Below are 25,091 nucleotides of genomic sequence, written 5' to 3'. Positions count from 1 at the left end.
TACGGGCCCGCAGGGGGTGCCTGGGGGCCACGGCTGTCACGGGGTTATTTCATGATCCGGTCGTCGACGTAGTTACGTTTATCCGGCGCCGGCGGGAAGTACTGATAGAGCCAGGTTTCGCTGATGGCTTCTCCCTGACAGCGCAGGAACAGACGCATCTCCACCGGGTCGGTCGAGTCGGAGGTAGGATACCAGTCGAACAGGATCCGGTAGCCATCGAACGGCTCGACGTAGAGGATCTCAATCTGCTTCGCTTCGCCGCTGGAGAGAGTGATCACCGGTTCAATACCGCGCGGCGCGGCCGCTTTCAGATCGCCGCCGACAAAGTCGATGGCAAAACGACGCGCCCACTTGTCCGGGTAGTGTTCCCCCGGCGCCCATCCCTCCGGAAAGCCCCCCATCCCGGTGCGGGTGGCGAGCACACGCGCCAGCGGGGTGCTCACCGGCGGCTGCGCGCTCCAGTAGAGACGGTAGCGGAAGTCCAGTTCGTCGCCCGCCTTCACCGCCTTTTCCGGCTGCCAGAAGCAGACGATGTTATCCAGCGTTTCACCGGTGGTCGGGATCTCCATCAGGCTGACCGCCCCTTTGCCCCACTGGTTACGCGGCTCCACCCACAGGCTGGGACGCTTGTTATACCAGCCCATCACGTCCTGGTAGTGGGAGAAATCGCGGTCCAGCTGCAGCAGACCAAAACCGCGCGGGTTCTTGTCCTGGAAGGCGTTGAACTGCAGCTTCTGCGGGTTGTTCAGCGGCCGGCAGACCCATTCGCCGTTGCCCAGCCACATCGACAGCCGATCGGAGTCGTGGATCTGCGGGTGGATGGTATCGCACATCCGACGCTCGTTGTTGCCGCAGCTGAACATGCTGGTCATCGGCGCGATACCCAGCTGTTTGATATCCTTGCGGGCGTAGAGATGGTTCTCCACGTCCATAATGACCTGGGTATCCTGGCAGTGGATGGTGAACTTGTAGGCGCCAGTGATGCTCGGGCTGTCCAGCAGAGCGTAAACGGTGAATACCGTGGCGTCCCCTTTGACCGTTTCGAACCAGAAAGAGGTGAAATCGGGGAACTCTTCCGGGGTATCGGTAAAGGTATCCACCGCCAGCCCACGGGCCGAGAGGCCATACTGGTAGGTGCTGTCTACCGCGCGGAAATAGCTGGCGCCGAGAAACGCCACGATATCCCGGCGCGCCAGCTCAGGCGCTTTAAATACCCGGAACCCGGCGAAGCCGAGGTCGGACTGGCCTTCCAGCTGGCGGGTATCCACCCCGGCGTCATTGTACTTGAACAGCTCCGGACGGAAGTGGATCTCGCGCGCCTGCTGGGTGGCGGCGTCTAAAGAGAACATGCGCACGCGGCGACGGAACCCCATCCCGACGTGGAAAAACTGGATATCCAGTTTGCGTTCTTCAATATTGTTCCACAGCGAGTGGTTGGCGTCATACTGGATGCTGTTATAAGCCTGCGGGGTGAGATTGGCCAGCGTCGGCGGCAGATCGCGCGGGGCACCGCCCCACGGCTGGCGCGCCAGATCGTGAGCCATCGCCTGCAGCACGGCATAATCAAAACGGCGTGTCTGCCCGTCGGCAATGCCCGCGTCTTCAGCAAACGCGGCCTGACTGAATAAGGAAGCGACTCCTGACGTTCCGCATACGGCGGCAACAGCCATGGAAGATTTAAGAAAACGTCTGCGGTTCATGCCTGAGAAAGCGTCCTTCTGCACGGGTGAATTGATTCGCAACGCGTCATCACGCTGCGTGATAATTTCCGCCCACTCTAGACAAAAACGATTAATAATCCAATTGTTGCCCGCAGAAAAACGGTAAAAAAGCCCTGTCTACCGGAACAGGCTGTTTTTTCATCACCGGCGGAGGAAGAGCGCAATATCCAGCCCAGGGCCCGCCTGCAAACAAAGCGGAAAGCACTCATCCTGTATCGTCGCCGGGGCGTTTCTTAGCCGCCCGCGGCCTGCAGCAGGGCCGCGCCCCGCTGAGCCGCGACCCATCCCCTTTATTCGAGGGTCACGTGATGCTTCATCACCCGGCGAAACAGCGCCAGCCGGGCGCGCATAAAGCGATTCTCCACTTTAAAGCCGGCACGCTTATGCAGGCCAATGCGCAGCAGACGATCCCGTCCGCGCACGCACGCCGGCCAACGCACCGCGCCGGCAAGCACCTGCTCGCCGCTGGCGACGCGGGCAAACTGGGCCCAGTAGTCAGCGACCTGAGCGGCGAAGGCCAGATCCGCTTCACTGGCATATTGCCGCACCGGGTCGGTGAGCCGCAGGTTATCAAACACGTAGGGTACCTCGTTGCCGTGCCAGGCGCCGTGCGGATAGACATCATGCTCCGCTTCCGCCACATAATCGAACCAGTACCGCCAGCATGGCTGGCCCACGCGCTGCTGGGCCTGCATCACCACATAGCCGAGGGTGGTAAACGCCATATCCCGACAGACTTCCCGCCCCAGCGCTTCATCCCCCTTCACGCCGGGATAGAGGAGTTTGATCAGTCCCAGCCCCAGACGGCGCTCGCGGCGCAGTTTCTGGATCTGCCCGGCGATATCGACGCCAAACACCGCCATCACGCTGGCTTCATCGCTATTGGAGCCGATCATCACCGGCATCGGATGCTGGCGCCCGGCAAAAAAGGTCTCCAGCATCGGCTGCGGAAGCACCACATCGCCGGCGATGGGCGCTGGCCCGATATTCAGCGGGGCGGTTAGCGACCAGAAGGCCTCCGCCGGGATCGCCCGCAGTTGTTCGGCGCTGGCCTGCGGCAAGGCGAAGCGTTCCGCCAGCAGGCGGCCTTTCTCCAGCGCCTTTTCTCGCGGCAGATCGGGTAAGGTATACCCGCTCTGAATTATCGCTTTATGGAACAACCCTTTCGCTTTCGGCGAGGCCATCAGCGACAGCACGCTGCGCGCCCCGGCGGATTCGCCAAACAGCGTAACGTTGGCGGCGTCGCCGCCGAAGGCGTGAATATTCTCCTGGACCCACTGCAGGGCGGCGATCTGGTCGAGCAGCGCGAAGTTATACAGACGCTCGCCCGCCTCTTCCTCCAGTGCCGGATGGGCGAAAAAGCCAAGATGGCCCAGTCGGTAGTTGACCGTCACCACCACCACGTCGCGGCTGGCCAGCGCCAGGCCATCGTAAGGCGGCAGGCTGCCGGCGCCGATGGTAAACCCGCCGCCGTGCAACCAGACCATCACCGGCAGCGGCTGCGCTGCGCTGGCGGGGGCCCAGACGTTGAGATAGAGACAGTCTTCGCTGAAGCGGCCGGGATCCCCGCCGCCAAGTTCGCGGCAGTAGTCAATGTCCTGCCAGCTGGCGGCGGAAAAGGCGTCGGCCTGACGCACGCCATGCCAGCGGGCGGGAGGCTGCGGCGCGCGCCAGCGCAGCGGCCCCACGGGCGGCGCGGCGTACGGAATGCCGCGCCAGATATGGATCCCCTGCTCTGCGCTCCCGGCCAGCGTGCCCTGCCGGGTTTTCGCCAACGGTTTCGACGGATGTTGCATAACCTGCTCCCTGTAAGGCTGATGCCAGCAGGGTACTGATTTTACAGCAGACCGCAACGTCGTTTGCTGCGCTCCTCCGCCTGCCGGTACAGTTCAAACTCATCCTGCACCGGGCAGCCCAGCGCCGCCTCAAAGGCTTCGCGGCTGGCATTCCCGTGGCTGCGCGCCTGGGTTTCGTTACCCAGATTGGACTGAAAAATGCCCGCCGCGCTGACCGGTAAAAAATCCTCATAGACGATGGGCTGGGCCACCACCCATCCGCGCTCGATCAGCGGCTGGGGATCGTCGCCCGGGCGAAACGCCTGGCGATGGGCCTCGCCAGCCGGCGTCAGGCGGTAGCGAAACCAGGCCAGCCCCTGCTGACGCAGCAGAAATTCGCTGTCGGGAAATTCGCGGAACACCTCCTGCAGATGCAGCTGGTGGCTGAGATTGTCTTTGCCGGTCCCTGCCGCCTGCAGCAGCCGGTCGTACAGCGCGCGCCCTTTTGGCGTCAGCGCCACGCCGCGCTGCTCAATTTCGCCAAAGCGGGCGCTGTGGGTGCCGCGGTGTTCGCCGGCGAACATCACCGGCTCCTCAAGCGCCTTGAAGCTGGTCTGCCGCAGGAGGATCGGTACCTCCCGGCGCGGCGGACCTTCGATCAGGGCCTTTGGCTCAATACCGCACTCCGGCATCAGGGCCTGCGCGCGGTCAATATCCAGCGTCCGCGGCGTGAGGTGGTTGATATGGCATCCCGGGAAGCAGACCACATCGGCAATCAGGCGATGCTCGCGATGCAGCGCGTGGTAGGTCTCCTCATCGACGGTGGCATGCCGGTGCCAGCGGAAGGTCTCCAGCGCCTCCTGCACAAACTCGCGGGCTTCCGCTGGGGTGAACGCCCCTTCGGCCTCGTGCCGGGCGATCAGCGCCAGGCAGCGGGGAGTGAATATGTTGCGCCGGGCGAGGATCGCCTCGGCCCGCTCGCGCAGAGCGCGGTTTTCGATCAGCTCCAGACGCAGCAGCGAGGTAAATACCCGAAACGGATTGCGCGCCAGCGCGGCATCGTCGACAGGACGAAACGCCGTGGAGTGAACCGGCACGCCGGCCTGCGAGAGATCGTAATAGCTGACGGGAAACATCCCCATAATGGCGAACATGCGACGCAGCGTCGCCAGTTCCTCCGCTGTGCCCACGCGGATCGCCCCGTGGCGCTCAACGTTCAGGCGCGCCAGCTCGTCGGCGTTGGCCAGTTGTTCATGCAGCTTCGGATTATTTTCCAGTACCGCCAGGTTGACGTCAGCCACCAGCTCCAGCAGCGTCCCGTACTGCGGAACTTCCTGCTGGTACATGGCCGACATGGCCTGCGAAAAGTGCTCCCGAATCTCATCAGCCGTGATGGTGTTCGCCATGATGTGTTACCTCCAGTGAATACTTCCTGGAGTGTAGGAAAGCTGCCTCCCGGCGGGGGGAAGAATTTACAAACTGTGATGGCGATAACCTGCTTCCGGTCACGGGCATAGCGCAGAACATAACCGATGGTTATGAAAAACACCCGGTAATTTCACTTTAAATTAACAATACATTTACACACACTGTTTCTGGCGACATTACAACAACATGCCCCTCTACCCTCTATACGGAGTACCCGATGAACGATAAATGGTCCCCGCGCGAGGTTATCCATCGCGATTACAGTAGTCACCCGCCCGCTTACGCCCCGGGCTATAAAACCAGCGTCCTGCGCTCCCCGAAAAACGCCCTGATCTCCCTGCAGAACTCGCTGTCGGAGATCACCGGCCCGGTGTTTAGCCGCGACGACCTGGGTCCGCTGGATAATGACCTTATCCTTAACTATGCCAAAGAAGGCCTGCCGATTGGCGAGCGGATCATTGTGCACGGCTACGTGCGGGATGGCTTCGGCCGACCGATGAAAAACACCCTGGTGGAAGTCTGGCAGGCCAATGCCGGCGGCCGCTATCGACATAAAAAAGATCAGTATCTGGCGCCGATTGACCCGAACTTCGGCGGCTGCGGCCGGGTGCTGACCGACGAGAACGGCTATTACTGTTTTCGTACCATCAAGCCCGGCCCCTACCCCTGGCGCAACCAGGCCAGCGACTGGCGTCCGGCGCATATTCATTTCTCGCTCTCAGGCGAAGCCTGGGCCCAGCGCCTGATCACCCAGATGTATTTCGAAGGCGACCCGCTGATCAAGCAGTGCCCGATCGTCAGAACCATTAATAATGACGACGCCGTGCGCACCCTGATCGCCGAGCTGGACATGCACGCCGCCGTGCCGCTGGATTGTCTGGCCTACCGCTTCGACCTTGTTCTGCGCGGCCATCGCGCCACGCTGTTTGAAAATCGCACTCAGGGGGCCGCCCGATGAAAGAGTATCTGCCTGAAACCGCCTCGCAGACCGCCGGACCCTATGTTCATATCGGTCTGGCGCCGGACGCCGCGGGTTTCCATATTTTTGAGAAAAATTTTGGTCCGGTTCTCACCACCGCCGATACCGTCGGGGAACGGATCACCATTGAAGGCCGGGTTATCGACGGCTCCGGAACCCCGGTCCGCGATGTGCTGCTGGAGATCTGGCAGGCCAACGCCGCGGGACGCTATAACCATCCTGACGATCGTCAGCAGCAGAAAGCGGTCGACCCAGGCTTTCGCGGCTGGGGGCGCACCTGCTCTGACTTCACCTCCGGCGTCTGGCGCTTTGAAACCATCAAGCCCGGCGCGGTGGTTGGCCGCGATGGCCGTCTGATGGCGCCGCACGTCAATCTGTGGGTGGTGGCCCGGGGGATCAATATTGGCCTCAATACGCGGATGTATTTTGCCGATGAGCACGAGGCCAACGCCAGCGACCCGGTGCTGAATCTCATCGAGTGGGAGGTGAGACGCAAAACCTTAATCGCTGAGCGCGAAGTTCGCGGTGCGGAAGTGGTCTATCGTTTCGACATTTATCTGCAGGGCGAGAACGAAACCGTCTTTTTCGATATCTAGCGGCCATGCTGACCACCGCCGTCGCCCCGCACAGCCGGGGCGGCGGCGTGTTAAACCATAGGGAAAGATCTTGTAATGTAATCAGCTCAAATGTTAAAAATATTTTGCTATCTGGTTATCAAATTTAAACAAGGCCGCTTGTCTCTTTCACCGCTGTGTTTTTAACATCATCTTACTATGGAAAAAAATGGTCTCTTCAGTCAGCGCATTCGCTTGCGCCATCTACACACCTTCGTGGCCGTCGCTCAACAGGGAACGCTGGGGCGCGCGGCTGAAACTTTAAATCTGAGCCAGCCAGCACTTTCAAAAACGCTTAACGAGCTTGAACAGCTGACCGGTACCCGTCTGTTTGAGCGGGGACGTCTGGGGGCGCAGCTGACCCTGGTCGGGGAACAGTTTCTGACTCATGCCGTGAAGGTGCTTGATGCCCTTAACTCGGCGGGCCAGGCGCTGAACCGTAAAGAGGGCCTGAATAACGATATTGTACGCATCGGCGCGCTGCCTACCGCCGCGCTGGGGATCCTGCCGACGGTGATCGGCCAGTTCCATAAGCAGCAAAAAGATATCACGCTGCAGGTCGCCACCATGAACAACACCATGCTGCTCGCCGGGTTAAAGTCCGGGGAGATCGACATCGGCATCGGACGGATGTCCGATCCGGAGCTGATGAGCGGCCTGCATTACGAACTGCTGTTCCTGGAATCCCTTAAGCTGGTGGTTCGTCCGGGACATCCCCTGCTGCAGGAGACGGTGACCCTCAGTCGGGTGATGGAGTGGCCGGTGGTGGTCTCGCCAAAGGGCACCGTGCCGCGGCAAAACGCCGAAGCGCTGCTCCAGAGCCAGGGGTGTAAAATGCCCGCCGGCTGCATCGAGACTCTGTCCGCTTCCCTGTCGCGCCAGCTAACAGTTGATTTTGACTATGTCTGGTTCGTCCCTTCCGGGGCGGTGAAAGACGATCTTCGCCGTGGCGTACTAACCGCCCTGCCGATTGCCACCCAGGGCGCCGGGGAGCCCATCGGCATTTTAACCCGCGTCGATGCGACGCTGACCCCCGGGACGCACACCCTGCTCAGCGCTATTCGTAAATCAATGCCTGCCTGATCCGCCGCTCCCCCGGCCCGTCGCGGCCGGGGAGCCGACGCCGACTGAGACACATTCAGCAAAATAATCATTTAGTGCGAAATTATTTATTAACATTTGCGCAAATTTCTTTAACAGATCTATCATATCGCGATTTCACCAAATGGTTCATATGAAATCAAAGCAGGCAATAAATTTGGCTTTATGAAGATAAAAACCACTTCATTCAAAAATAAAACAAAATAACTTTGTTTCATTTGGTTCGTAATGAGGTGGCTGGTGTGGTTAAGGAGATTTCATGACAACTGGCAACGCGCCGCGCGGATTCCCCCGGATCCTGCAGTGGCTTCTCGCCGGACTGATGCTGATCATCGGTCTGGCTATCGGTATTCTGGGGGCAAAACTGGCTCTCGTCGGCGGCACGCTGTACTTTGCGCTGATGGGCGTGGTGATGGTTATCGCGGCAGTGCTAATTTTCCGTCGCCGCCGCGGCGGGATTTTGCTGTACGCCGTGGCGTTTATCGCCTCAGTGATCTGGGCGATCGGCGACGCTGGCTGGAACTTCTGGCCGCTCTTCTCGCGCCTGTTCGCCCTTGGCGTGCTGGCCTTTCTCGCCGCCCTGGTCTGGCCTTTCCTCGCCAGCCCGCCGGCGAAAAAAGGCCCGGCTTTTGCCATCGCCGCCGTGCTCGCCGTGGCGCTGGCGGGAAGCTTTGGCTGGATGTTTAATTCCGAACCGCTGGTCAGCGCCACGGAAGCGGTACCGGTGAAACCCGTCGCGCCGGGCGAAGAGCAGAAAATCTGGGCGCACTGGGGCAACACCACCCACGGCGACCGCTTCGCCGCTCTCGATCAAATCAACAAGCACAACGTCAACCAGCTGCAGGTAGCCTGGGTGGCGCATACTGGGGATATTCCGCAGAGCAATGGCTCCGGCGCGGAAGATCAGAATACCCCGCTGCAGATTGGCGATACCCTCTACGTCTGTACCCCATACAGCAAAGTGCTGGCGCTGGATGTCGACAGCGGCAAAGAGAAATGGCGCTATGACTCCAAGTCCTCTTCGCCTAACTGGCAGCGCTGCCGCGGCTTAGGCTATTACGAAGATAGCCAGGCGCAGACGACGCCAGCGTCAGGCGCCCAGCCTGCCGCCTGCTCCCGTCGTCTGTTCCTGCCGACGATCGATGCCCGCCTGATCGCCATTGATGCCGACACCGGCAAACTGTGCGAGAGCTTCGGCGATCGCGGTATTGTCGACCTCAGCGTCGGAATGGGCGAAGTCAAAGCGGGCTACTATCAACAGACCTCCACCCCGCTGGTCGCGGGCAATGTGGTGGTGGTGGGCGGCCGCGTCGCGGATAACTACTCTACCGGCGAACCGCCGGGGGTGGTCCGCGCGTTTGACGTCCATACCGGTAAACTGGCCTGGGCGTGGGATCCGGGTAATCCGGCGCTGACCGGCGTACCGCCGGAGGGCCAGACCTATACGCGCGGCACGCCGAACGTCTGGTCGGCGATGTCTTACGACGCGAAGCTGAACCTGATCTATCTGCCGACCGGCAACGCTACGCCAGACTTCTTCGGCGGCGAACGAACCGCGCTGGACGACAAATACAGCTCCTCCATCGTCGCTGTGGATGCCGCGACCGGCCAGGTACGCTGGCACTTCCAGACCACCCACCACGACCTGTGGGACTTTGACCTGCCGTCTCAGCCGCTGCTGTACGATCTGCCTGACGGCAAGGGCGGCACCACCCCGGTGCTGGTGCAGACCAGCAAGCAGGGCATGATCTTTATGCTCAACCGCGAAACCGGCGAGCCGGTGGCGAAAGTGGAAGAGCGGCCAGTGCCGGTGGGCAACGTCAAAGGCGAGCGCTACTCGCCGACGCAGCCTTACTCGGTGGGAATGCCGATGATCGGCAACCAGACGCTGACCGAGTCCGATATGTGGGGCGCGACGCCGATCGACCTGCTGCTGTGCCGTATCCAGTTCAAAGAGATGCGCCACCAGGGGGTCTTTACCCCGCCGGGGGAAGACCGCTCCCTGCAGTTCCCGGGCTCGCTCGGCGGCATGAACTGGGGCAGCGTCTCGGTGGATCCCAACAACAGCCTGATGTTCGTTAACGATATGCGTCTCGGTCTCGCCAACTATATGGTGCCGCGCGAAAAGGTAGCGAAAGACGCCAGCGGCATTGAGATGGGCATCGTGCCGATGGAAGGCACGCCGTTTGGCGCCATGCGCGAACGTTTCCTGTCGCCGCTGGGCATTCCGTGCCAGAAACCGCCTTTCGGCACCATGTCCGCTGTGGATCTGAAAACCGGGAAACTGGTGTGGCAGGTGCCGGTAGGCACCGTAGAGGATACCGGGCCGCTGGGGATCCGCATGCATATGCCGATTCCGATCGGTATGCCGACCCTTGGCGCGTCGCTGGCGACGCAGTCCGGGCTGCTGTTCTTCGCCGGCACCCAGGATTTCTACCTGCGCGCCTTTGATACCGCTAACGGCAAGGAGATCTGGAAATCCCGTCTGCCGGTTGGCAGTCAGTCCGGCCCGATGACCTACGTGTCGCCGAAAACCGGTAAGCAGTACATCATTATCAATGCGGGCGGCGCCCGTCAGTCTCCGGATCGCGGGGATTACATTATCGCCTACGCGCTTCCTGACCATCACTGATTGACCTAAGCAAAAGGGCCCATTCGGGCCCTTTTTTGCTGCTGACGAAACGCCATGCGCGTTAGCGATTACTGGTCGCCAAAGTGGATCACGGTGCGAATCGATTTGCCTTCATGCATCAGGTCAAAGGCCTCGTTAATTTGCGCCAGCGGCAGGCGATGAGTAATAAACGGGTCGAGGCGAATTTTACCCGCCATCGCGTCTTCCACCATTCCCGGCAGCTGGCTACGGCCTTTCACGCCGCCAAAGGCGGAGCCGCGCCACACCCGGCCAGTCACCAGCTGGAACGGACGGGTCTTGATCTCCTGCCCGGCGCCGGCCACGCCGATAATGACGCTCTCGCCCCAGCCTTTATGGCAGCATTCCAGCGCCGCGCGCATCACATTGACATTACCGATGCACTCGAAGCTGAAATCCACCCCGCCGTCGGTCAGCTCAACGATCACATCCTGAATGGGCTTATCGTAGTCGTTGGGGTTGATAAAGTCGGTAGCCCCCATCTCTTTCGCGAGAGTGAACTTATCCGGGTTAGTATCGACCGCCAGAATGCGCCCGGCTTGCGCCTGCACGGCGCCCTGGATCACCGCCAGGCCGATGCCGCCCAGACCAAAGACCGCGACGGTATCCCCAGGCTTAACCTTCGCCGTGTTATGCACCGCGCCGATGCCGGTGGTCACGCCGCAGCCCAGCAGACACACTTTATCCAGCGGCGCCTGCGGATTGACTTTCGCCAGCGAGATCTCAGCGCAGACCGTGTATTCGCTGAAGGTGCTGGTGCCCATGTAGTGATAAATCGGTTCGCCGTTATACGAGAAACGGGTGGTGCCGTCCGGCATCAGCCCTTTGCCCTGGGTGGCGCGCACCGCCTGACAGAGATTGGTTTTACCCGACTTACAGAACTTGCACTCGCCGCATTCGGCGGTATACAGCGGGATGACATGATCGCCCGGCTTAAGACTGGTGACGCCCTCGCCCACTTCCACGACCACGCCGCCGCCTTCATGGCCCAGCACCGCCGGGAAGACGCCTTCCGGATCGTCGCCGGAAAGGGTGAAGGCATCGGTATGGCACACGCCGGTATGGGTGATTTTCACCAGAACTTCGCCTTTTTTCGGCGGCGCGACGTCAATCTCTACGATTTTTAACGGCTGACCGGGGCCAAAGGCCACTGCTGCGCGTGATTTCATAACTGTCTCTTCCTCGTCGTGATGTTATTTTAAATAAGATCGTAGCAGATGACCGACCTCTGCCATTCTCGCGGCCCGCTGGTCCGGGGTGGTGTCGCCGCTGACCAGCTCATCCTGCAGGTGGATCTCCACCATTTCGCCCATCAGACCGTTTGCCGCCCCGCGAATCGAGGCGATCTGCTGAAGGATAGTCATACAGGGTTCGCCGGACTCCAGCGCGCGTTCAAGGGCTTCAACCTGGCCGCGGATGCGGCGTACGCGGCTGAGGGCCCGTTTTTTATCTTCAGGTGAATGTGGCACGATAACGCCTCCGTATCATATAGGGGGGTATACTATATTTTATTAGCCGCAAAGGCAAAAAAAAACCCGTCGCGGGACGGGGTCAGGCAAAAAGGGTAACGATCATTTAGCGCTTACGAGGCATCATCCGCAGCAGGGTATTATCTTTCCACCAGTAATGATGGAGCAGCGCGGCGAAGGCATGCAGGCCAATGACGAAGTACCCCGCGTTGGCTAACCATTCATGGATCGCCTTCAGGGTATCCACCCGCTCAAAATCGCTCTGTGGGGCATACGGCATGGTCAGGCCAAAGGCGTACCAGGGATTTCCGCGCCAGTACATCATCACCATGCCGATCAGCGGCAGGGCAATAAACAGCAGATAAATAACCAGATGGCCGAGATGGGCGAAACCGGTCATCATTGGCGACGGCTTCGGCACGATCGGCGGCGTCGGCGTTTTCAGCCGCAGCAGCAGACGCGCCGCCATCAGCACGCAAATGGCGATCCCGCAGGAAACATGAATCATATTAATCAGCGGCCGATCGCTGCGGGGGAAAAATCCGCGCAGCTCCATCGCCGCATAGGCCACCACCACCAGCAAGAAGACCAGCCAGTGGATGCCAATCTGCAGGCCGGAATATTTATCGCGCATGGAATATCCTTAATGGAAAGTGTGATGCTGCCAACATAGCGGCCTTCCCTTAAATTTTCATTAACCTTTACGTTGAATTAACAAATGATTACCGCATTGTGCCGAGCCGCTGCGCCCGGGCCACGCGAACGGGCGCCGGATACCATGAGCTATTACAAAATTAAACAGTTTTGTTACCTGCCGCCGCGCTCTCCCCTCTATAGTTGAGAACATCTGTCGGCCACGCTGCGTATGGAGATAAAAATGAAGAAAATTAGCTTACCGCTATTGCTGCTGACCGCGTTGGCCAGCCCGACTTTCGCCGCGGACTGTCAGCCTAACGGCATCGGCGGCTCATTTTGCATTAACGATGACGGGACCACCACCGACACGGTGCCGAATGAAGTCAACGGTATGGATACGTATTCGAACAATGGCGGGTATAGCAGTTCTCTGCCCGACCAGTCGGGGGCAGAGGAAGCGCTTGAAGGGTCAACGCTGTCGACGCAGCAGGACAGCGTCGCCAGCAGCGGTCAGGGAGACAGCGCCCTGGCGGGCCGCGACTGGCATTCGCCGTCCAATCTGAATGATGGCGCCGCCACCTCCAGTATGAGCCTGCTGGATAAACCCTGAGGCCTGGCGTCAGGCAAAGCTCCAGCCTGCGGCGCCGATGGCGACGGCGAACAGCAGGCAGGCCAGCGCCGTTTTGCGTAACAGCATGGTATAGAAGGAGATGGCGACGCCAACGAATACCACCAACAGAATGGGCCACATGCTTAATAATAACAGCAGAAAACCCTCAATATTATTATGGATTACGCTTTCCACATCCGCATCCCTGCCTCATCGTCGATAAAGTAAGCAGAATTTAATATGTAACATGAATACATTCAAATAAAATATAAATGTAAATGATTATGCGCCGCATTCTGCTGCGCCGGCCGGGCCTGGCGCAGGCGTTTGTTTCTTTTGCCTTTTTTCAATCGTTTTAAAGCGTTAGGTATCTGTTGTATAATGACGTGCACTTTAACTAAAAAAAGAGTGCGACCATGATTGATTCCTCATTGCCATTAACCGACATTCACCGCCACCTTGACGGTAACATCCGGGCCCAAACCATCCTCGATCTTGGCCGCGAGTTTAACATCACCCTTCCCGCTACCACCCTTGACACGCTGCGTCCCCACGTCCAGGTCACCAGCCTGGAGCCCGATCTGGTCAGTTTTCTCGCCAAGCTCGACTGGGGGGTGAAAGTCCTGGCCTCGCTGGAAGCCTGCCGTCGCGTGGCGTATGAGAACGTCGAAGACGCGGCGCGCAATGGCCTGCACTACGTGGAGCTGCGCTTCTCCCCCCGCTATATGGCGATGACCCACCAGCTGCCGGTCGACGGCGTGGTAGAGGCAGTGATCGCCGGGGTACGTGAGGGGTGCCGCGATTTCCAGGTCGACGCCCGCCTGATCGGCATTTTGAGCCGCACCTTTGGCGAAGCGGCCTGTCAGGAAGAGCTGGCGGCCCTGCTCGCCCACCGCGATGGCATCACCGCCCTCGACCTCGCTGGCGATGAGCTGGGCTTCCCGGGGGCGCTGTTCCTCAGTCATTTTAACCAGGCTCGCGATGCCGGGTGGCATATCACCGTCCACGCTGGCGAAGCGGCCGGCCCGGAAAGTATCTGGCAGGCCATCCGTGAACTGGGCGCCGAGCGCATCGGCCATGGGGTAAAAGCGGTACAGGATCCCGCCCTGATGGACTATCTGGCCGAGCACCGCATCGGGATTGAATCCTGCCTCACCTCGAACGTGCAAACCAGCACCGTGCCCTCTCTGGCCCAGCATCCGCTGAAGCAGTTCCTTGAGCACGGCGTGCTGGCGAGCCTCAACACTGACGATCCGGCGGTCCAGGGGGTCGACATTATCCACGAATACACCGTGGCGGCGCCGGCGGCGGGCCTGAGCCGGGAGCAGATCCGCCAGGCGCAGATCAACGGTTTGACTCAGGCGTTTCTCAGCGAACAGGAAAAAGCCGCGCTCATTCAGCGGGTGGCCAAAGGCTGATTACCGGCCCGGCAGCCGCGCTGCCGGGCTTTTTTCACACCAGGCTGAGCGTGGCGCGGTGCCGGGCCGACTCGATACCGAGCTCAATCAGGGTCATGATCTGAATCGCCTCGCTGGCCGGGACCGGGTTTTCTCCCACCCCGTTGAGCGCATCGCGGATAGCGGCATAGTAAGCGGGATAATTGCCCGGCAGCGTCAGCCACGTCTCCTCGCTGCGTTCGTCGCCTTCAGCGCGAGTGAGGGTACCGTCACGCATATCATACCCCCAGTCCTCCTGCGGCAAACGCTCGCCATTTTTCAACCGCTCCTCCTGCGGGTCGAGACCGTACTTGATATAGCTGGCCCGCGAGCCGTGGACGATAAAGCGCGCGCTCTCCGCGGCGGCGAGCAATGTGCCGTGCAGCACCACCCGCCGCTGGGGATAGGCCAGCACCGCGTGAAAATAGTCAGTGGATTGCGCGCCGGGCCGAAGCTGAGCGAGATCGACCGTGATGCTCACCGGCAGACCAAACAGCGCCACCGCCTGGTCGAGCAGATGCGGTCCAAGATCATACCAAATTCCGCTCCCGGGGCCCGCCTGCTCCCGCCAGCGCTGGCGCACCTGCGGCCGGAAACGGTCGAAATGTGATTCGAAGTAACCCACCTCTCCCAGCTGGCCTTCGTTGATCAACGTTCTGACCGTTAAGAAATCACTGTCCCAGCGCCGGTTGTGAAATACCGACAGCACCCGACCACAGTGCTTCGCCAGGCTCTCCAGCTCGCGAGCCTGTGACAGTGTCACGGTAAAGGGTTTATCCACCACCACGTGCTTCCCGGCCTCCAGCGCCGCTTTCGCCAGTGGGAAGTGCGTGTCGTTCGGCGTGGCGATGACCACCAGATCGATCTCCGGGTCGTTCAGCAATTCACTCGCCGCACTGACCACCTTCACGCCAGGCCAGTCGGCATGAACTTTGGCCGCGTCGCTGCTGGAGACCGTCGTCAGCGCCAGGCCCGACGTGCCGCTGATTAACGGCGCATGAAACGTTTTGCTGGCGTAGCCATAGCCCACCAGCCCCACCCGGATCGCATCACTCATGTTACCGCCTCGCTTATTCAGCTGATGTCAATATCTGGTTAATGAGAATATTCTTACAAACCGCGAATCAAACTTATCATTTTTTCACTCAAGGTTTTACCGCATGCGTGCAAAATCAGACAGATACCCCTTGTGATCTGCTGACCATGGAGTAACATTTCCCACTGTGTTCAAAGGATATTGAAGTGTTATGACGACTGTTTTTACCCGTATTGTAGAACTTATTGGCTGGATTGTTTTTGGGATTTCCGCACTGCTTTTGGTTATCGCGCACCATATTGATAATTATCAGTCGCCACCGCCAGCGGATGTGGTGCAGACAAAGTAGCGCCGCCGTGAAACAGTGACCTGCTTCGCAACTGTGCAACCGGTTTCAGAAACCGGTTGCACAACTCTCCTTGCTTTGATTACACTCCCTCTATCATCAGACTGGGAGCTTTTTCATGGCCGCTTTTCCGCAACATTTTTTATGGGGTGCCGCTACCGCAGCGTATCAGGTCGAAGGTGGGCACGACGCTGACGGTAAAGGACCGTCAATCTGGGATATTTACTCTCACCTGCCGGGAACCACCTTTGAAGGGACCACCGGCGATATCGCCGTCGATCACTATCACCGTTTTCGCGAAGACGTGGCGTTGATGGCCGAGATGGGCCTGCAGAGCTATCGCTTTTCCATCTCCTGGCCCCGCCTGCTGCCCACCGGGCGCGGCGAGGTTAATGAAGCAGGCGTGCAGTTTTATAGCGATCTGATCGATGAACTGCTGGCGCATAATATTGAGCCGATGATCACCCTCTATCACTGGGACCTGCCGCAGGCCCTGCAGGATGAGGGCGGCTGGGAAGCACGCAGCACCGCCGAGGCCTTCGCCGAGTATGCCCGCCTGTGCTACGCGCGCTTTGGTTCGCGGGTGAAGCTGTGGGCGACCTTTAACGAGACCATTGTCTTCATCGGCCACGGCTACATTAACGGCCTGCATCCCCCGGCCGTTCGCGATCCGGCGCGCGCCATCCAGGCCTGTCATCACGTATTTATCGCCCATGCGCTGGCAGTGAAGGCTTTTCGCGAGATGGCCGTGGCGGGCGAGATTGGTTTCGTCAATGTGCTGCAGCCGCATACCCCACTCACCGACAGCGAGGCAGACCGGCAGGCTACCGACCTGGCTGACGCCATCCATACCCACTGGCTGTACGATCCGGTGCTAAAAGGCGCCTATCCTGCTGCCCTGCTGGCGCAGACTCAAGCGCTGTGGGGCGTACCGCGCTTTGCTTCAGGGGACGACGCGCTGCTGCGAGACAACCGCTGTGACTTTATCGGTCTGAATTACTATCGTCGGGAAACGGTATCCGCCCAGCCGCCCGAAATCCCCACCGGCGGCGAGCCTGGCGTGGAGGGGTTATTCTATTTCGTGCGTAATCCGCAAAGCACCTATACCGAATGGGGCTGGGAGATCTGGCCGCAGGGGCTGACCGACGGCATTATGATGATCAAGGCGCGCTATGGCGATATCCCGATCTATATCACCGAGAATGGCCTTGGGGCGAAAGACCCGATTATTGCCGGTGAGGTGGTCGACGATCCGCGAATCGACTATCTGAGCAGCCATATTGGCGCCCTGGAAAAGGCGCTGGCGCAGGGAGCGGACGTCCGCGGCTATTATCCCTGGTCGTTTATCGATTTGCTGAGCTGGCTCAACGGTTATCAAAAGCAATATGGCTTTGTCTATGTGGACCACCAGCAAAATCTGGCACGCAAACGAAAGAAGAGTTTTTATTGGTACAAATCTGTTATTGCCAGCCGCGGCGAACAGCGTTAATCTTCTCCTGCGGGCGCCATTCGGCGCCCGGTCTGATTTAGAATATTCTTAAACATCTCCCTGCTCTTCAAGGTTGGCTTTGCTCCTTGTCATGGGTTTTTATAACCTGAATCATGCCACGCGGACCCGGCAGAAGGCGCCGTTGGTTGAGAGTAGGTTTAGTGAATGCTGATAATATTCAACGTAATTATTCCGATTATAAAATGGATACGAAAATGACCGTTCTGGACTATTTATTAAAATTCCGCAAAATCAGTTCGCTGGAAAGTCTTGAAAAACTATTTGATCACCTTAACTACTCCCTGACTGACACCGAAGAGATCGTTAATATGTATCGCGCCGCCGACCATCGCCGGGCAGAGCTGGTTTCCGGTGGTAAATTGTTCGATGTGGGCCAGGTACCTAAATCCGTTTGGCGATTCGTGCAGTAAGACTGTCATCCTTCACGCCAGTTGCTTATACTTCCCGGCCTGCTTTTATATACTGGCGTTGAATAGGGGAGAAACATGACGTCTCAATCTGCGGAGCGCATCGGCGGCTGGCTGTTGGCACCGCTGGCCTGGTTGCTGTTGGCGCTGTTGAGCGCCTCGTTATCGCTGCTATTTTTTGCCAATGCCCTCATGTCGCCGCAGACCTGGGCCCTGCTGCGCGCCATGAGCACCGGACACATGGCGCTGTGGGTCGCCTCGCTGCTGTTTGCCCTCGCCATGTGGTTTTATACGCTCTGGCTGACCATCGCCTTTTTCAAGCGGCGCTCGCTGGTGCGGAAACACTATATTATCTGGCTGCTCATTACGCTGCTGCTGGCGATAAAGGCGTTTGCCTTCTCCCCCGTTTCGGATGCCCTTGCTCTGCGTCAGCTACTGTTCCCGCTGCTGGCCGCCGCGCTGCTGGCGCCCTATTTTCGCCGTTCACAGCGGGTCAAACGGACCTTTGTTAATCCGTAAAAACCCCACACTTAACCTGTTGTCGCCGGTATCGTTTTATTCGATAATAAGCGGCTTTTTTTCGTTTCAGGTCGCATGATGGCTGATTATTTACTGCTCTTTATCGGTACTGTCCTTGTCAATAACTTCGTTTTAGTGAAGTTCCTTGGCCTGTGCCCGTTTATGGGTGTTTCCAAAAAGCTGGAAACCGCAATGGGAATGGGGCTCGCGACCACCTTCGTGATGACCCTGGCCTCTATTTGCGCCTGGCTGATTGATACCTGGATCCTTATCCCGCTAAATCTGGTTTATTTACGTACCCTGGCCTTTATTCTGGTTATCGCCGTGGTGGTTCAGTTCACTGAGATGGTGGTGCGTAAAACCAGCCCGGCGCTTTATCGCCTGCTGGGGATCTTTTTGCCACTGATCACCACCAACTGCGCGGTGCTTGGGGTGGCGCTGCTGAACATCAATCTGGGCCACAATTTCCTGCAGTCGGCGCTGTACGGTTTTGCCGCCGCCGTCGGCTTCTCGCTGGTGATGGTGCTGTTCGCGGCGATCCGCGAGCGTCTGGTGGTGGCCGATGTCCCCGCGCCGTTCCGCGGTAATGCCATCGCGCTGATTACCGCCGGTTTAATGTCTCTGGCCTTTATGGGCTTTAGTGGTTTGGTGAAGTTGTAATGAGCGCAGTCTGGATAGCCGTGATCGCCATCAGCCTGTTAGGGCTGATTTTCGGCTTAATACTGGGGTATGCGTCGCGCCGTTTCGCGGTGCAGGACGACCCGGTGGTGGAAAAAATTGATGAACTGTTGCCGCAGAGCCAGTGTGGGCAGTGCGGCTACCCTGGCTGCCGCCCCTATGCGGAAGCGGTGGGCGTGCAGGGTGAGAAAATTAACCGCTGCGCGCCGGGTGGCGAAGCGGTGATGTTAAAAATCGCCGCCCTGCTCAACGTCGACCCGCAGCCCGTCGACGGCGACGAGCAGGCAGCTGAGCCGGCCCGCATGCTCGCCGTGATTGACGAGCCGAACTGCATCGGCTGCACCAAATGTATTCAGGCGTGTCCGGTGGATGCCATTGTCGGGGCGACCCGCGCCATGCATACCGTGATGAGCGACCTGTGCACCGGCTGCAACCTGTGTGTTGCCCCCTGCCCGACCCAGTGCATTTCACTCGTTCCGGTGGCGACGACCCCGGAGACCTGGAAATGGGATCTGCATACGATCCCGGTGCGAAATATTCCTGTGGAACAACATGTTTAAGCTATTTTCCGCTTTCCGAAAAGACAAAGTCTGGGATTTTAACGGCGGTATTCACCCGCCGGAGATGAAAACCCAGTCTAACGGCACCCCGCTGCGCCAGGTTTCCCTGCCGCAGCGCTTTGTGATCCCGCTGAAGCAGCACATCGGCGCCGAAGGCGAACTGTGCGTCAAGGTCGGCGACCGGGTGCTGCGCGGCCAGCCGCTGACCCGCGGTTGGGGAAGAATGCTGCCGGTTCACGCTCCCACCTCCGGCACCGTTGCCGCTATCGCCCCGCACACCACTGCCCATCCGTCCGCGCTGGCGGAGATGAGCGTGATCATTGACGCCGACGGCGAAGACCGCTGGATCGAACGCGACGGCTGGAGCGACTATCAGACCCGCACCCGTGAAGCGCTGATTGAGCGCATCCACCAGTTTGGCGTTGCCGGCCTCGGCGGCGCGGGCTTCCCCACCGGCAGTAAACTGCGCGGCGGCGGCGATAAAATTAAAACGCTGATCATTAACGCCGCCGAGTGCGAACCCTATATCACGGCGGACGACCGTCTGATGCAGGACTGCGCGGCGCAGATTGTCGAAGGGATCCGCATCCTTGCCCATATTCTGCAGCCTGACGAGGTGCTGATCGGCATTGAAGACAATAAGCCGCAGGCCATCTCGATGCTGCGGGCGGTGCTTTGCGACGCCCATGGCATTTCGCTGCGCGTGATCCCCACCAAATACCCCTCCGGCGGCGCCAAGCAGCTCACCCAAATTCTCACCGGCAAACAGGTACCCCACGGTGGTCGCTCTTCGGACATTGGCGTGCTGATGCAGAACGTCGGTACAGCCTATGCGGTGAAACGCGCAGTGATTGACGGCGAGCCGTTAACCGAGCGCGTGGTCACCCTCACCGGCGAGGCGGTAACCCGGCCGGGCAACGTCTGGGCGCGCCTTGGCACGCCGGTACGCCATCTGCTGAACGACGCCGGCTTCTGCGCCAGCGCCGAGCCGATGGTGATCATGGGCGGGCCGCTGATGGGCTTTACCCTGCCGGGGCTCGACCTCCCGGTGGTGAAGATCACCAACTGTCTGTTAGCGCCCTCCGCCAGCGAAATGGGCGAGCCACAGGAAGAGAAAGGCTGCATTCGCTGCAGCGCCTGCGCCGACGCCTGCCCGGCCGATCTGCTGCCGCAGCAGCTTTACTGGTTCAGCAAAGGCCAGCAGCACGATAAAGCCACCGCCCACAATCTGGCGGACTGCATCGAATGCGGCGCGTGCGCGTGGGTATGCCCAAGCAATATTCCGCTGGTGCAGTACTTCCGTCAGGAGAAAGCCGAGATCGCGGCGATTCGCCAGGAAGAGCAGCGCGCTGCGGAAGCCAAAGCGCGATTCGAGGCCCGACAGGCGCGCCTGGAGCGTGAGAAAGCGGCCCGCGCCGAGCGGCATAAAAAAGCCGCCGTCCAGCCTGCCGCCAAAGATCAGGATGCGATTAACGCCGCCCTGGCCCGGGTACGTGATAAACAGCGCGACGCCGCGCAGCCTATCGTGATTCAGGCCGGCGCCAGACCGGACAACAGCGAGGCGATCGCCGCCCGCGAAGCGCGGAAGGCCGAAGCCCGGGCGCGTAAAGCGCAGCAGCAGGCCGCGCCGGCGGAAACTCCGTCGACCGACGCTGCCGATCCACGCAAAGCGGCCGTGGAAGCTGCTATCGCCCGCGCCAAAGCGCGCAAAGCCGAACAGCAGGCCGCGCCGGCGGAAGCCCCGGCGGCCGAGCCGGCCGACCCGCGTAAAGCCGCGGTGGAAGCCGCTATCGCCCGCGCCAAAGCGCGCAAAGCCGAACAGCAGGCCGCGCCGGCGAAAGCCCCGGCGGCCGAGCCGGCCGACCCGCGTAAAGCCGCGGTGGAAGCCGCTATCGCCCGCGCTAAAGCGCGCAAAGCTGAACAGCAGGCCGCGGCGGCGGAAGCCCCGGCGGCCGAGCCGGTCGACCCGCGTAAAGCCGCGGTGGAAGCCGCCATCGCCCGCGCCAAAGCGCGCAAAGCCGAACAGCAGGCCGCCCAGGCGGAAATCGCGTCAACCGCAGCCAATGACGACCCACGCAAAGCGGTCGTCGCCGCGGCGATCGCCCGCGTTCAGGCGCGCAAAGCAACACAGCAGGCAGTTAACGAGGAATAAATGGTTTTCAGAATCGCAAGCTCCCCCTATACCCACAACCAGCGGCAGACCTCGCGCATTATGCTGCTGGTGCTGCTCGCCGCCGTGCCAGGAATTGTGGTCCAGACATGGTTTTTCGGCTGGGGCACCGTCCTGCAGATTGTCCTCGCCGCTCTGACGGCCTGGGCAATGGAAGCCGCTATTCTCAAACTGCGCAAACAGCCTGTTGCGTCCACCCTGAGGGATAACTCCGCCCTGCTCACTGGCCTGCTGCTGGCGGTGAGTATTCCGCCGCTGGCCCCCTGGTGGATGGTGGTGCTCGGCACCGCCTTTGCCATAGTGATCGCCAAGCAGTTGTACGGTGGACTCGGCCATAACCCCTTCAACCCGGCGATGATCGGCTACGTCGTGCTGCTGATTTCCTTCCCGGTGCAGATGACCTCCTGGCTGCCTTCATACGAGATTGCCGCCCATATCCCGGCGTTCAGCGATACGCTGCAGATGATCTTTACCGGTCATACCGCCGCCGGAGGCGACATGGCCAGCCTGCGGCTGGGTATCGACGGCATCAGCCAGGCAACCCCGCTGGATACCTTCAAAACCTCCCTGCATGCCGGACATAGCGTCCAGCAGGTACTGCAGTTGCCGGTTTACGGCGGCGTTCTGGCGGGCCTGGGCTGGCAGTGGGTGAATATCGCCTGGCTGGCGGGCGGACTGTTTCTGCTGTGGCAGAAAGCGATCCGCTGGCATATCCCGGTCAGCTTCCTCGTCAGCCTTGGCCTGTGCGCGACCCTCGGCTGGATCTTCTCGCCGCAGAGTCTGGCCTCGCCGCAGATGCATTTGCTCTCCGGGGCCACCATGCTTGGCGCCTTCTTTATTCTGACCGACCCGGTGACGGCTTCGACAACCAACCGCGGCCGTCTGATCTTTGGCGCCCTCGCCGGCCTGTTGGTGTGGCTTATTCGTAGCTTCGGCGGTTACCCGGACGGCGTGGCGTTTGCCGTTCTGCTGGCGAATATTACCGTGCCGCTGATCGATTACTACACCCGTCCGCGCGTGTATGGCCACCGTTGAGAGAGCGAAGATGTTAAAAACCATGCGAAAACACGGCGTCACGCTGGCGCTGTTTGCCGCCGGCTCCACCGGGCTAACGGCGGCGATCAATGAGTTGACCAAAAGCACCATCGACCAGCAGGCGGCCCAGCAGCAGAAAGCGTTATTCGACCAGGTTTTACCTGCCGACCGCTATAATAACGATCTGCTCAAGAGCTGCTATCTGGTCAGCGCCCCGGCGCTGGGCAAAGGCCAGCATAAAGTGTGGATTGCCAAAAATAACGACCAGCCGATCGGCGCGGTCATGGAAGCCACCGCGCCGGATGGCTATTCCGGAGCGATCCAGCTGCTGGTGGCCGCCGATTTTAGCGGCACGGTCCTCGGCACCCGCGTGACCGAGCATCATGAAACCCCGGGTCTTGGGGATAAAATCGAGCTGCGCCTGTCGGACTGGATCACCCATTTTACCGGGAAAGTTATCCACGGCCAGGGCGACAGCCACTGGGCGGTCAAAAAAGACGGCGGCGATTTTGACCAGTTCACCGGCGCCACCATCACCCCCCGGGCGGTGGTCAATGCCGTTAAGCGCGCAGGCCTGTATGCACAAACGCTGCCTGCGCAACTTCCTGAATTCAGCGCCTGTGGAGAGTAACCATGAGCGAAGTTAAAGACGTCATCGTCCAGGGTCTGTGGAAAAACAACTCCGCTCTGGTTCAGCTGTTAGGGATGTGTCCCCTGCTGGCGGTCACCTCGACCGCCACCAACGCCCTTGGGCTGGGTCTGGCGACGACCCTGGTGTTGACCCTGACCAACCTGACCATCTCCAGCCTGCGCCGCTGGACCCCGGCGGAGATCCGGATCCCGATCTACGTGATGATTATCGCCTCGGTGGTGAGCGTGGTGCAGATGCTGATCAATGCCTATGCGTTCGGTCTGTATCAGTCGCTGGGGATTTTTATCCCGCTTATCGTCACCAACTGCATCGTGGTGGGCCGCGCCGAAGCCTTTGCCGCCAAAAAAGGACCGGCGCTGTCGGCGCTGGACGGCTTCTCTATCGGTATGGGGGCCACCTGCGCGATGTTCGTGCTGGGCTCCCTGCGCGAAATCCTCGGCAATGGCACGCTGTTTGACGGCGCCGACAGCCTGCTTGGCAGTTGGGCAAAGGTCCTGCGCATCGAGGTTTTCCATACAGACACTCCTTTCCTGCTGGCTATGCTGCCTCCCGGCGCCTTTATTGGCCTCGGCATGATGCTGGCGGTAAAATACCTTATCGATGAACGTAGCAAGCAGCGGAAGGCGCAGGCGGCCCGGGCCGACTCTGTCGCACCGTCTGACGCGACAGGGAAAGCGTAATATGAACAAAGCCAAACGCCTGGCGATCCTTACCAGGCTGCGGGACAACGATCCCCACCCCACCACCGAGCTGCACTTCAGCTCGCCGTTTGAGCTGCTGATTGCCGTCCTGCTCTCGGCGCAGGCGACCGACGTGAGCGTCAATAAAGCGACAGCCAAACTCTACCCGGTGGCCAATACGCCCGCGGCGATGCTGGCGCTGGGGGTGGAGGGCGTGAAAGCCTATATCAAAACCATCGGCCTGTTTAACAGCAAAGCGGAAAACGTCATCAAAACCTGCCGGATCCTGCTGGAGCAGCACAACGGCGAGGTACCGGAGGACAGAGCGGCCCTGGAGGCGTTGCCCGGCGTGGGCCGCAAAACCGCCAACGTGGTGCTAAATACCGCCTTTGGCTGGCCGACGATCGCCGTGGACACCCATATCTTCCGCGTTTGCAACCGGACGCAATTCGCCCCCGGGAAAAACGTCGAACAGGTGGAAGAGAAGCTGCTGAAGGTGGTTCCCGCCGAGTTTAAGGTCGACTGCCATCACTGGCTTATTCTGCACGGCCGTTACACCTGTATCGCTCGCAAGCCGCGCTGTGGCTCCTGCCTGATTGAAGACCTTTGCGAATTCAAAGACAAAGTTTACGCCTGATCGTCTTACTCACGACCATAGCCTAACTTTAGGTTATGGTCCGCATTTAGCTATTTAACCCGCCGTTAACACCACATAAACCGCATTTTCATGGGCTAATATCCGGTTATATAACAAACAACCAGCTCATTCATTTTTTAGCGGCGCAAAATTTCTATGCATTTGTGATCCAGATCATGCTCGCAACTCGATGTTTAAAGAATGTTATTAAAATGGAAATAAAAGTCAGGCAATACAACGGCTGATCAAAGATCACCAGGATAATAAGCCATGAATTTTTAGGATAATGGACCATATCACTACTTTATTGCACAATCAGTAGAATATATCGCCTTTACGGGAAAAATGGGCGAATCAAAAAGATAAAAATAGCAGCGATAACGTAACGGTGAAATTTAACTCTGGATAACATTCATATGACCGGAGCATTATACCACCCTGA

At 59.6% G+C, this 25,091-nt stretch carries 25 protein-coding genes; 17 read left to right on the top strand and 8 right to left on the bottom strand.

All coding sequences use genetic code 11. From position 1 onward, the window contains the following. Positions 1–44: 44 nt before the first annotated feature. The 3 genes from K5R89_RS16295 to K5R89_RS16285 all read right to left on the bottom strand — a co-directional run bounded on the left by K5R89_RS16295 (position 45) and on the right by K5R89_RS16285 (position 4,902). Positions 45–1,700, bottom strand: a complete 1,656-nt coding sequence (locus K5R89_RS16295; protein WP_032453098.1) for a glucan biosynthesis protein D — start codon at positions 1,698–1,700, stop codon at positions 45–47. A 311-nt stretch (positions 1,701–2,011) separates the two neighbouring features. Continuing rightward, complete coding sequence (locus tag K5R89_RS16290; protein WP_023289910.1) at positions 2,012–3,517, bottom strand: carboxylesterase/lipase family protein; 1,506 nt, start codon at positions 3,515–3,517, stop codon at positions 2,012–2,014. 41 nt (positions 3,518–3,558) lie between these two features. Then, positions 3,559–4,902 carry a VOC family protein gene (locus K5R89_RS16285; protein ID WP_032453101.1) on the bottom strand — a complete coding sequence of 448 codons (1,344 nt, stop codon included), beginning with the start codon at positions 4,900–4,902 and terminating at the stop codon, positions 3,559–3,561. A 239-nt stretch (positions 4,903–5,141) separates the two neighbouring features. Here K5R89_RS16285 and pcaH point away from each other — a divergent pair, with 239 nt between their 5' ends. From pcaH to K5R89_RS16265, 4 genes are all read left to right on the top strand, one after another. Then, complete coding sequence (gene pcaH / locus K5R89_RS16280; protein ID WP_008804660.1) at positions 5,142–5,882, top strand: protocatechuate 3,4-dioxygenase subunit beta; 741 nt, start codon at positions 5,142–5,144, stop codon at positions 5,880–5,882. Beyond that, positions 5,879–6,499, top strand: coding sequence for a protocatechuate 3,4-dioxygenase subunit alpha (gene pcaG / locus K5R89_RS16275; RefSeq protein ID WP_023289913.1), 621 nt, complete (start codon positions 5,879–5,881; stop codon positions 6,497–6,499). Before pcaH ends, pcaG begins: the two co-directional genes overlap by 4 nt. Before the next feature lie 177 nt (positions 6,500–6,676). Next, positions 6,677–7,600 carry a LysR substrate-binding domain-containing protein gene (locus tag K5R89_RS16270; protein WP_023289914.1) on the top strand — a complete coding sequence of 308 codons (924 nt, stop codon included), beginning with the start codon at positions 6,677–6,679 and terminating at the stop codon, positions 7,598–7,600. A gap of 277 nt (positions 7,601–7,877) precedes the next feature. Then, on the top strand, positions 7,878–10,250 hold the full coding sequence (locus K5R89_RS16265) for a membrane-bound PQQ-dependent dehydrogenase, glucose/quinate/shikimate family (RefSeq protein ID WP_217259460.1): 2,373 nt from the start codon (positions 7,878–7,880) through the stop codon (positions 10,248–10,250). Between the two features lie 68 nt (positions 10,251–10,318). Here K5R89_RS16265 and K5R89_RS16260 read toward each other — a convergent pair whose 3' ends face one another. The 3 genes from K5R89_RS16260 to cybB form a co-directional block, all read right to left on the bottom strand. Beyond that, positions 10,319–11,437, bottom strand: a complete 1,119-nt coding sequence (locus K5R89_RS16260; protein ID WP_023289916.1) for an S-(hydroxymethyl)glutathione dehydrogenase/class III alcohol dehydrogenase — start codon at positions 11,435–11,437, stop codon at positions 10,319–10,321. 24 nt (positions 11,438–11,461) lie between these two features. Continuing rightward, a complete protein-coding gene (locus K5R89_RS16255) occupies positions 11,462–11,737 on the bottom strand; it encodes a metal/formaldehyde-sensitive transcriptional repressor (RefSeq protein WP_004202822.1) in 276 nt (91 codons plus the stop codon). Between the two features lie 106 nt (positions 11,738–11,843). Beyond that, positions 11,844–12,371: a cytochrome b561 gene (cybB, locus tag K5R89_RS16250; protein WP_064154532.1), complete on the bottom strand. Its 528-nt coding sequence runs from the start codon at positions 12,369–12,371 to the stop codon at positions 11,844–11,846. Positions 12,372–12,614: 243 nt separating this feature from the next. Here cybB and K5R89_RS16245 point away from each other — a divergent pair, with 243 nt between their 5' ends. Then, entirely contained in the window at positions 12,615–12,983 is a 369-nt protein-coding gene (locus K5R89_RS16245; RefSeq protein WP_004202826.1) for a hypothetical protein, read from the top strand. Positions 12,984–12,992: 9 nt separating this feature from the next. Here the strand turns inward: K5R89_RS16245 and K5R89_RS16240 are convergent, their stop codons facing one another. Further along, the gene (locus K5R89_RS16240; protein WP_004202827.1) at positions 12,993–13,178 is read right to left on the bottom strand and encodes a hypothetical protein; all 186 of its coding nucleotides are present in this window, start codon (positions 13,176–13,178) and stop codon (positions 12,993–12,995) included. Between the two features lie 221 nt (positions 13,179–13,399). Between K5R89_RS16240 and add the strand changes: the two genes are divergently transcribed. Further along, positions 13,400–14,401 carry an adenosine deaminase gene (gene add, locus K5R89_RS16235; RefSeq protein ID WP_004202835.1) on the top strand — a complete coding sequence of 334 codons (1,002 nt, stop codon included), beginning with the start codon at positions 13,400–13,402 and terminating at the stop codon, positions 14,399–14,401. Positions 14,402–14,435: 34 nt separating this feature from the next. Here the strand turns inward: add and K5R89_RS16230 are convergent, their stop codons facing one another. Continuing rightward, complete coding sequence (locus K5R89_RS16230; protein ID WP_048297638.1) at positions 14,436–15,476, bottom strand: oxidoreductase; 1,041 nt, start codon at positions 15,474–15,476, stop codon at positions 14,436–14,438. Between the two features lie 190 nt (positions 15,477–15,666). Between K5R89_RS16230 and blr the strand changes: the two genes are divergently transcribed. From blr to nth, 11 genes are all read left to right on the top strand, one after another. Further along, complete coding sequence (gene blr / locus K5R89_RS16225; RefSeq protein ID WP_012541534.1) at positions 15,667–15,804, top strand: division septum protein Blr; 138 nt, start codon at positions 15,667–15,669, stop codon at positions 15,802–15,804. 115 nt (positions 15,805–15,919) lie between these two features. Continuing rightward, positions 15,920–17,290 carry a GH1 family beta-glucosidase gene (locus K5R89_RS16220; protein ID WP_217259461.1) on the top strand — a complete coding sequence of 457 codons (1,371 nt, stop codon included), beginning with the start codon at positions 15,920–15,922 and terminating at the stop codon, positions 17,288–17,290. A gap of 215 nt (positions 17,291–17,505) precedes the next feature. Beyond that, complete coding sequence (ydgT, locus tag K5R89_RS16215; protein WP_004202843.1) at positions 17,506–17,721, top strand: transcription modulator YdgT; 216 nt, start codon at positions 17,506–17,508, stop codon at positions 17,719–17,721. Positions 17,722–17,796: 75 nt separating this feature from the next. Next, positions 17,797–18,237, top strand: a complete 441-nt coding sequence (locus tag K5R89_RS16210) for a DUF2569 domain-containing protein (protein WP_064154530.1) — start codon at positions 17,797–17,799, stop codon at positions 18,235–18,237. Positions 18,238–18,315: 78 nt separating this feature from the next. Continuing rightward, a complete protein-coding gene (gene rsxA / locus K5R89_RS16205) occupies positions 18,316–18,897 on the top strand; it encodes an electron transport complex subunit RsxA (protein WP_002907658.1) in 582 nt (193 codons plus the stop codon). Next, complete coding sequence (gene rsxB, locus K5R89_RS16200; protein ID WP_004202846.1) at positions 18,897–19,475, top strand: electron transport complex subunit RsxB; 579 nt, start codon at positions 18,897–18,899, stop codon at positions 19,473–19,475. Before rsxA ends, rsxB begins: the two co-directional genes overlap by 1 nt. After that, a complete protein-coding gene (gene rsxC / locus K5R89_RS16195; protein ID WP_221853869.1) occupies positions 19,468–21,627 on the top strand; it encodes an electron transport complex subunit RsxC in 2,160 nt (719 codons plus the stop codon). Before rsxB ends, rsxC begins: the two co-directional genes overlap by 8 nt. After that, complete coding sequence (gene rsxD, locus K5R89_RS16190; RefSeq protein ID WP_048335890.1) at positions 21,628–22,680, top strand: electron transport complex subunit RsxD; 1,053 nt, start codon at positions 21,628–21,630, stop codon at positions 22,678–22,680. A gap of 10 nt (positions 22,681–22,690) precedes the next feature. Beyond that, complete coding sequence (gene rsxG / locus K5R89_RS16185) at positions 22,691–23,311, top strand: electron transport complex subunit RsxG (RefSeq protein WP_032453110.1); 621 nt, start codon at positions 22,691–22,693, stop codon at positions 23,309–23,311. A 2-nt stretch (positions 23,312–23,313) separates the two neighbouring features. Then, a complete protein-coding gene (locus K5R89_RS16180; protein WP_023289925.1) occupies positions 23,314–24,012 on the top strand; it encodes an electron transport complex subunit E in 699 nt (232 codons plus the stop codon). Position 24,013: 1 nt separating this feature from the next. Then, positions 24,014–24,649, top strand: coding sequence for an endonuclease III (gene nth / locus K5R89_RS16175; protein ID WP_050533391.1), 636 nt, complete (start codon positions 24,014–24,016; stop codon positions 24,647–24,649). Positions 24,650–25,091 lie beyond the last annotated feature (442 nt).

The sequence above is a fragment of the Klebsiella sp. TF21-TM genome (genome assembly GCF_019753495.1).
Classification (GTDB): Bacteria; Pseudomonadota; Gammaproteobacteria; order Enterobacterales; family Enterobacteriaceae; genus Klebsiella; species Klebsiella quasipneumoniae.
The sequence above is the reverse complement of the archived record's forward strand: the minus strand, read 5'-3'. Positions and strand labels throughout refer to the sequence as shown.

What these genes read in the sequence shown, in the direction of transcription:
- K5R89_RS16295 (WP_032453098.1), bottom strand. Translation starts at nt 1,700, where the DNA reads ATGAACCGCAGACGTTTTCTTAAATCTTCCATGGCTGTTGCCGCCGTA.
- K5R89_RS16290 (WP_023289910.1), bottom strand. Translation starts at nt 3,517, where the DNA reads ATGCAACATCCGTCGAAACCGTTGGCGAAAACCCGGCAGGGCACGCTG.
- K5R89_RS16285 (WP_032453101.1), bottom strand. Translation starts at nt 4,902, where the DNA reads ATGGCGAACACCATCACGGCTGATGAGATTCGGGAGCACTTTTCGCAG.
- pcaH (WP_008804660.1), top strand. Translation starts at nt 5,142, where the DNA reads ATGAACGATAAATGGTCCCCGCGCGAGGTTATCCATCGCGATTACAGT.
- pcaG (WP_023289913.1), top strand. Translation starts at nt 5,879, where the DNA reads ATGAAAGAGTATCTGCCTGAAACCGCCTCGCAGACCGCCGGACCCTAT.
- K5R89_RS16270 (WP_023289914.1), top strand. Translation starts at nt 6,677, where the DNA reads ATGGAAAAAAATGGTCTCTTCAGTCAGCGCATTCGCTTGCGCCATCTA.
- K5R89_RS16265 (WP_217259460.1), top strand. Translation starts at nt 7,878, where the DNA reads ATGACAACTGGCAACGCGCCGCGCGGATTCCCCCGGATCCTGCAGTGG.
- K5R89_RS16260 (WP_023289916.1), bottom strand. Translation starts at nt 11,437, where the DNA reads ATGAAATCACGCGCAGCAGTGGCCTTTGGCCCCGGTCAGCCGTTAAAA.
- cybB (WP_064154532.1), bottom strand. Translation starts at nt 12,371, where the DNA reads ATGCGCGATAAATATTCCGGCCTGCAGATTGGCATCCACTGGCTGGTC.
- K5R89_RS16245 (WP_004202826.1), top strand. Translation starts at nt 12,615, where the DNA reads ATGAAGAAAATTAGCTTACCGCTATTGCTGCTGACCGCGTTGGCCAGC.
- add (WP_004202835.1), top strand. Translation starts at nt 13,400, where the DNA reads ATGATTGATTCCTCATTGCCATTAACCGACATTCACCGCCACCTTGAC.
- K5R89_RS16230 (WP_048297638.1), bottom strand. Translation starts at nt 15,476, where the DNA reads ATGAGTGATGCGATCCGGGTGGGGCTGGTGGGCTATGGCTACGCCAGC.
- blr (WP_012541534.1), top strand. Translation starts at nt 15,667, where the DNA reads ATGACGACTGTTTTTACCCGTATTGTAGAACTTATTGGCTGGATTGTT.
- K5R89_RS16220 (WP_217259461.1), top strand. Translation starts at nt 15,920, where the DNA reads ATGGCCGCTTTTCCGCAACATTTTTTATGGGGTGCCGCTACCGCAGCG.
- ydgT (WP_004202843.1), top strand. Translation starts at nt 17,506, where the DNA reads ATGACCGTTCTGGACTATTTATTAAAATTCCGCAAAATCAGTTCGCTG.
- K5R89_RS16210 (WP_064154530.1), top strand. Translation starts at nt 17,797, where the DNA reads ATGACGTCTCAATCTGCGGAGCGCATCGGCGGCTGGCTGTTGGCACCG.
- rsxA (WP_002907658.1), top strand. Translation starts at nt 18,316, where the DNA reads ATGGCTGATTATTTACTGCTCTTTATCGGTACTGTCCTTGTCAATAAC.
- rsxB (WP_004202846.1), top strand. Translation starts at nt 18,897, where the DNA reads ATGAGCGCAGTCTGGATAGCCGTGATCGCCATCAGCCTGTTAGGGCTG.
- rsxC (WP_221853869.1), top strand. Translation starts at nt 19,468, where the DNA reads ATGTTTAAGCTATTTTCCGCTTTCCGAAAAGACAAAGTCTGGGATTTT.
- rsxD (WP_048335890.1), top strand. Translation starts at nt 21,628, where the DNA reads ATGGTTTTCAGAATCGCAAGCTCCCCCTATACCCACAACCAGCGGCAG.
- rsxG (WP_032453110.1), top strand. Translation starts at nt 22,691, where the DNA reads ATGTTAAAAACCATGCGAAAACACGGCGTCACGCTGGCGCTGTTTGCC.
- K5R89_RS16180 (WP_023289925.1), top strand. Translation starts at nt 23,314, where the DNA reads ATGAGCGAAGTTAAAGACGTCATCGTCCAGGGTCTGTGGAAAAACAAC.
- nth (WP_050533391.1), top strand. Translation starts at nt 24,014, where the DNA reads ATGAACAAAGCCAAACGCCTGGCGATCCTTACCAGGCTGCGGGACAAC.